Source organism: Methanocalculus sp., from assembly GCF_029762515.1.
In the GTDB taxonomy this organism is placed as follows: Archaea; Halobacteriota; Methanomicrobia; order Methanomicrobiales; family Methanocorpusculaceae; genus Methanocalculus.
Genome location: NZ_JARVGN010000508.1, coordinates 1 through 1,387, shown reverse-complemented (window position 1 = coordinate 1,387; position 1,387 = coordinate 1). Strand labels below are relative to the sequence as shown.

Sequence of the window (1,387 nt, the reverse complement as noted above, 5' to 3'; positions counted from 1 at the left end):
ACCGGACGCCTCTCCTGCGCGCTCATCGGAAACCCGAGTGTCGGGAAATCACTCATCTTTAACCATTTGACAGGCCTTGGTGTTGAAGTCAGCAATTATCCCGGCACCACCGTCGATCTGATGCGTGGAAATGTCTGTTTCCAGCGCGAGATGATCGAACTCGTCGATCTGCCCGGAATCTATTCTCTTGAAGGCGAATCTGAAGAAGAGACGCTTGTCCGGGGAATTTTAAGTCGGAAGGAGGTGGATATCCTCATCGCTGTCCTGGATGCCACCCATCTCGAACGGAACCTCTATCTCCTCCTTCAGGTCGCAGAATACAAGATCCCGATGGTTGTCGTCCTGAACATGGTCGATGAGGCAGAAAAGTTCGGGATAGAGATCGACTATGACCTCCTCTCAGAGAAGATCGGATCGCCGGTCATCCCGACGGTTGCATCTGAGGGGAAGAATATGGAGGCGATCATCGATCTTGCACGGGGAGAACCCCCCATCCCGACAGTCAGTGTTCCCTACGATCACCATGTCGAAGCAGCTGCCCGGAGCCTCACCAAGATCTTTGGTATCGGGAGAAGTGCTGCTCTCCAGGCACTCGTACGCCCTGAGGGATCTGATGATCTCGCTGACTCGGCGCAGGGGCTTGGAGCTGAGATCGAAAAGCGGCATAATATGACGCCGCACCAGATCATCGCAACCAACCGGCACAACTTCTCACATGCACTGGCAGGGGAGGTAACCGAGCAGCACTCCCGCCCTCCCCGGTTTGATCTTGATACGATTCTGACACGGTCATTTCCCGGTATCCCCATCCTGATTGCGATGATCATCGCCATACTCCTGCTTGTATTCACCGCAGGCGCATTCTTTGAAGAACTTATCGTTACCTTCTTTGATACATATGCGATAGAACCATTTCTCGCTCTTGATCTCCCCGGAATCGCCTCAGCTGTCGGCCTTTCCATAATCATTGCCCTTCAGGCAGGCATGGGGATTGCGTTTCCTTATGTCTTCATCTTTTACCTGGTCATCTCGATCATCGAGGATTCAGGGTACCTCACCCGTGCCGCGTTCCTTGCTGACCGCTCGATGCACAGGTTCGGAATGCATGGGCAGGGGATCATCCCGATGGTTCTTGGGTTTGGATGTAGTGTCCCGGCACTGATGAGTGTCCGCCTCCTTGCAACCCGAAGAGAGCGGATCATTGCCTCGGTCCTTGTCACAATGATCCCCTGCTCAGCAAGAACCGTTGTCATATCAGGGATTGTTGCCTCCTTTATCGGTCTTGCCGCGGCATTCTCCGTCTATGGAATCGTCTTCCTCCTCGTCTTTGCAACCGGGATCGTTCTCTCGAAGGTGACTCCCGGCCAGCAGTTTGGGATGATCCTTG

1 protein-coding gene is annotated in these 1,387 nt (G+C 53.9%); it reads left to right on the top strand.

The genetic code is table 11. The annotated features are described in order from the left end of the window. Positions 1-1,387: ferrous iron transport protein B (feoB, locus tag QCH34_RS12685; protein ID WP_366898683.1), on the top strand; the 1,387-nt coding region annotated here is incomplete at both ends.